The following is a 2,907-nucleotide window of genomic DNA, read 5'->3' as shown; positions in this document are numbered from 1 at the left end:
CGCCGGATCAACCACGAGAAGGATCTCATGATCGGCGAGATCCAGCACCGGCTGAAGAACCTGCTGGCGATCGTCCAGGCCCTGGCGCGGCAGACCAAGGTGACGGATCGTTCGGCCGAGGAGAATACCAGGACGCCTTCCTCGGAGGTGCCCGCCAGTCCTGGAATCGGGCCCACTAGTCGCCAACACCGGCCGCCGGCAAACTACTTGGCCGACCGGTGCGAATACCGGCCGGCCCGCCGGGGCGAGAACTTGCCGCGCGGCCGCCGGTTGAAAATGCGGCCCTTCCTGGCGCAAGGCCATCCCCATGCCCACCTGCCCGCGACGCCCCGCCTACGTCCACGCCGCCGAGGAGCGCCTCGCCCGGCAGTGCGAACTCGTCGACCGGCTGGTCGCGCGCGGCCATGCCGCCTGCGCTGCCCAGGCCCGCGACACCCTGGCCCTCTTGGAATTCGCTGCGCACCCTCCGCCACAGCGCCGCCCTGCTCGCCCGGACGCGGGCGCTGCAAAGCTAGCTGTCCGCCCGCAACCTCTGAATGGCGTCCGCATGGCGGCGCCCGGCCTCCAGGCTGCCGGCCAGGTTGTAGTGCCGCTCGGAGGTCGCCAGGGTGGTGTGGCCCAGGATCGCCCGGATGATCTGGATCTCCTCGGGCGCATGCATGGCGATGGTGGTAGCCGCCCAGTCGGAACAGATGCGGGTTGAGGGATGTACCGAACGCGGTCCGGGTGCGCTCCTTGATCTGATGCCAGATCGCGTCGCTGCCCATCTGGGTGCCGTGCCAGGACATCCACAAGCCGGTGACCGGGCCAGATCGGGGCTTGCGGCCCCTGGCCGCCAGGACCGGACCATAGGTGGTCAGGTAGTGCTCCAGGCAGGGGACGAGCTCGGGCGGGAACGGCATCTCCAGCGCTTGGCGGGTCTTGGTCTCCTCGGCCGGAAACTGCAGCCACCAGTCCGCGCCGCGCCGGACCAGATGTCGGCCGCACTGGATGGAGGCCAGGTTCTTGGCCCGGATCGGCCGATACGCCAGAAAGGCGATCAGCAGGCCGTTGCGATAGGCCACCGCGCGCACCGCCAGTTGCTCCTCGGTTTGGGTCTCGGCCCAAATTATCAGCTGGCAGCCCAAGGCCACCAGCCGCTCCGGGGACTGCAGACGAGCGCGCTTGTCGCGCACCGAAACCGCCTTGGCCTTGATCCGATCCGATCAGCCCCGCGCTGGATCCAGCGCCAGTCTTGCTCAGGCCATGGCACGCATGGCGTTGCCCAGCTGCTGGATACGCGCGGAGACCGTGAACGGCGCCACGGTTTCCCGAAGATGGGCCAGATAGGCGGCAAGGCGTGCATGGGTGAGCCGCACGGGCGGGCTTGGCCAGGGGATCGAGCTCCCCCTGTAGGGTCAGCCAGGTCAGCCAGTGGCCATATCCCTCGACGATCATCTGGCGGGTCGACTCCGCCCAGCCTGTGGCGACCCCGTCCGGATCGAGCAGGTCGCTTGGCCGCAAGGCGGCTCGCCAGGCCAGCCGGTCGATCGGCGGCCAATCCTCAAGCTTCACGCTGCGGCGGGAAGTACCTGACCCGGTCATGACCGCCCCCGCGGCTTGCGGGCAGGTATCGCCTGTTCACGCAAGGCGGCGATCACGCTGTCGAAGTGCCGGATCGCTGAAGCGTTCTTGACCTCGGCATGGTAGCGCAGCGTCGTGCTGGCATGGCCGAGTACGCGCCGCGGCGTCTCGATGTCGCCGCTGTGGAGGTTCAGGTAGAGCGTCGCGGCCAGGTGGCGGAACAGATGGGTGTTCATCTGAATGCCGGTTTCCCGCCGCACGAAAGCGCTGATCCCGGTGGAGAAGGGGATGGTCGAGCGACGCAGGCCCGCTTCGTTCGGGAACATCCACGCAGCGGCACCTTCCGGTGCCAAGCGTGGGCGGTAGCGCTTGAGGTAGAGCTCCAGGAGCTCCACCGTTTCCTTGGGCAGCTCCACCTCATAGGGCCGGCCGTTCTTGGTCTCCTCGGCCGGGATCACAGGTGGACGGTGCGGGTGCCGCCTGCCTGGATCTGGAGCAGGTGCCGGCCGATCTCTAGGGCTGCCAGATTGTCGACCCGGATCGGGGCGTGCAGCAAGAGCTCGACGGCGGCCGCATACATGGCACGCAGCGCACCGGCCCGGCTGCCGTCATCTTGGTGGGGCAACGCGTGCAGGACCCGGCGGGGCAGGTGGATCAGGCCTGGAGGTTGGCCTTGTGGTCGAACTGGCGCAGCCGCGCACGGTTCTTGTCGGTCATGCCGGTCTTCTTGACCTTGAGCCACTTGCCGATGCGCGCCAGCTCCTCGACCTGCTCATAAGGTGCTCTGACCCAGTGCCGGGCGATGGTCTTGAGCAGCAGGGCATGGCTGTAGAGATAGACCGAGGACTTGCCACCCCGGCGGTCCAGAAAGAAGCGCAGTGCCGGGTGGCGTTGGCCGGCTGCACCAGGACGGCAAGGATGGTGATCCCCTCGATCGGCTGGCCGGCCAGCACCAGGGCGGTGGCGATCTCCTGGATCTGGGTGCGGCGCAGGTTCGCGGTGCTGGGCTTGATCGGCTGGGCGTAGTGCTCGGCGAACGGGTCCTGGTGGGCGGAGTGGAACAGGAAGGCCTCCACGTCGGCCATTAGGCTGGTCGGGAAGTCCCCCCACGACCGGGTGTAGTGCCGCTCCAGGCGGGGCAGGGGCACCTGGAGGCCCCGCCAGGCCGCGACCGCTTGGGCTGCCCGGTTCCACAACCGGCAGGTGGTCCGATAGGTCTGGCCCGAGTTCTTGGCCAGGCTGTCCTGCTCCAGCGTGGTCTGGAAGGCCTGCAAGACCGCCGAGCGGCAGGATATCCAGCCAGCGCGACAGAAACGGCAGGGGCAGGATCAGGAGGATGGCGCC

4 protein-coding genes and 1 pseudogene are annotated in these 2,907 nt (G+C 68.4%); 1 reads left to right on the top strand and 4 read right to left on the bottom strand.

The genetic code is table 11. The features are described from left to right. Positions 1-27: 27 nt before the first annotated feature. Positions 28-84: pseudogene (locus EQG76_RS33810) on the top strand (HWE histidine kinase domain-containing protein); the annotation flags it as partial. 427 nt (positions 85-511) lie between these two features. Here the strand turns inward: EQG76_RS33810 and EQG76_RS32640 are convergent. The 4 genes from EQG76_RS32640 to EQG76_RS29900 all read right to left on the bottom strand — a co-directional run bounded on the left by EQG76_RS32640 (position 512) and on the right by EQG76_RS29900 (position 2,837). Then, complete coding sequence (locus EQG76_RS32640; protein ID WP_159718895.1) at positions 512-661, bottom strand: hypothetical protein; 150 nt, start codon at positions 659-661, stop codon at positions 512-514. A gap of 919 nt (positions 662-1,580) precedes the next feature. Continuing rightward, complete coding sequence (locus EQG76_RS29910; RefSeq protein ID WP_159718894.1) at positions 1,581-2,021, bottom strand: site-specific integrase; 441 nt, start codon at positions 2,019-2,021, stop codon at positions 1,581-1,583. Further along, complete coding sequence (locus EQG76_RS29905; RefSeq protein WP_159718893.1) at positions 2,018-2,188, bottom strand: hypothetical protein; 171 nt, start codon at positions 2,186-2,188, stop codon at positions 2,018-2,020. Before EQG76_RS29905 ends, EQG76_RS29910 begins: the two co-directional genes overlap by 4 nt. An 88-nt stretch (positions 2,189-2,276) precedes the next feature. Further along, positions 2,277-2,837 (bottom strand): hypothetical protein, encoded by a 561-nt coding sequence (locus tag EQG76_RS29900; protein WP_159718892.1) that lies wholly within the window; start codon positions 2,835-2,837, stop codon positions 2,277-2,279. Positions 2,838-2,907: the final 70 nt, after the last annotated feature.

Source organism: Geminicoccus flavidas (assembly GCF_009806515.1).
GTDB classification, from domain to species: Bacteria; Pseudomonadota; Alphaproteobacteria; order Geminicoccales; family Geminicoccaceae; genus Geminicoccus; species Geminicoccus flavidus.
Note: the sequence above shows the minus strand (reverse complement) of the source record. Positions and strands in the feature narration are given on the sequence as shown.

Bases quoted from the DNA above. Each gene is read 5' to 3' on its own strand.
- EQG76_RS32640 (WP_159718895.1), bottom strand. From the start codon at position 661: ATGCATGCGCCCGAGGAGATCCAGATCATCCGGGCGATCCTGGGCCAC.